Source organism: Arthrobacter sp. CAN_A2, assembly GCF_015752045.1.
GTDB lineage: Bacteria > Actinomycetota > Actinomycetes > Actinomycetales > Micrococcaceae > Arthrobacter_D.
This window is the reverse complement of record NZ_JADOUS010000071.1, coordinates 1-1,297: the sequence shown is the minus strand read 5'-3', so window position 1 is coordinate 1,297 and position 1,297 is coordinate 1. Positions and strand designations below refer to the sequence as shown.

At 63.1% G+C, this 1,297-nt stretch carries 1 protein-coding gene; it reads left to right on the top strand.

Going from position 1 to position 1,297, the window contains the following annotated elements:
* The first annotated feature begins 71 nt into the window (after nt 1-71).
* A protein-coding gene (locus IWX63_RS16625; protein WP_199279255.1) for an IS3 family transposase occupies nt 72-1,264 on the top strand; the annotation gives its coding sequence in 2 pieces (ribosomal slippage) (nt 72-356 and nt 359-1,264; 1,191 coding nt in all).
* Nucleotides 1,265-1,297 lie beyond the last annotated feature (33 nt).

Below are 1,297 nucleotides of genomic sequence, written 5' to 3'. Positions count from 1 at the left end.
CACGGGTCTGCTGCACGGATAGGTGACATCTGATCTGGCTTGCCGGAAGGCGGGCCTGGAAGGATGTTGTTGTGCCAAAGCCTTACCCAGACGAGTTCCGTGATGATGTCGTGCGCGTTGCGAGGAACCGTGAGCCCGGAGTGACGATCGAGCAGATCGCGAGGGATTTCGGTGTCCACCCGATGACGCTCACGAAGTGGATACGTAACGCCGACATCGACGAGGGCGCCAGGCCCGGTCAGACCCGGGTAGAGGGCGCTGAGCTGCGAGAAGCACGGAAGCGGATCCGGCTGCTGGAGCAGGAGAACGAAGTCCTGCGGCGGGCAGCAGCGTACTTGTCGCAGGCGAACCTGCCGGGAAAAGGCTCTACCCGCTCGTGAAAGAGCTCGCCGCTGACGGGGTACCCGTGACGGTGACGTGCCGGGTTTTGAAGCTCTCCCGCCAGCCCTACTACCGGTGGCTGGCCGCGCCCGTCACCTCGAGCGAGGTCGTTGAGGCGTATCGCGCGAACGCTCTCTTCCACGCTCACACAGACGACCCCGAGTTCGGTCACCGACTGCTCGCGGACGAGGCCCGCGACGCGGGTGAGGCAATGACGGACCGGACCGCATGGCGGATCTGCGCGGCCAATGGATGGTGGTCCGCGTTCGGGAAAAAGCGCGGGAAGAACGGGAAGAAGCCCGGACCTCCGGTCCACGACGACCTCTGCACCGTCACGGACGAAAAGGGCAGGGTTCGGCACGAGTTCACCGCAGATGCCCCGAACCGGCTCTGGCTGACCGATATCACGGAGCACAAAACAGGAGAAGGGAAGCTCTACGTCTGCGCGGTCAAGGACGTGTTCTCGAACCGGATCGTCGGTTACTCCATCGACTCGAGGATGAAGTCCAGGTTGGCGGTAAACGCGTTGGAGAACGCGGTCGCTCGTCGTGGTGATGTCGCCGGCTGCGTGGTTCATAGCGACCGAGGATCGCAATTTCGGAGCAGCAAGTTCCTGCGTGCTCTGGCCCGTCACCGGTTAGTCGGATCGATGGGCCGAGTCGCGTCCTGCGGCGATAACGCCGCGATGGAATCATTCTTCGCCCTGCTGCAGAAAAACGTCCTGGATCGCCGGTCCTGGACCACCCGAGAACAACTGCGGATCGCGGTCGTGACCTGGATCGAGCGGACCTACCACCGACGACGTCGGCAACAACGCTTGGGACGGTTGACGCCCATCGAGTTCGAGACCATCATGAACACGCCAGCCGCCCTGGCTGCGTGACTAAAAATGTCACCTCTTCGTGCAGCAGACCCC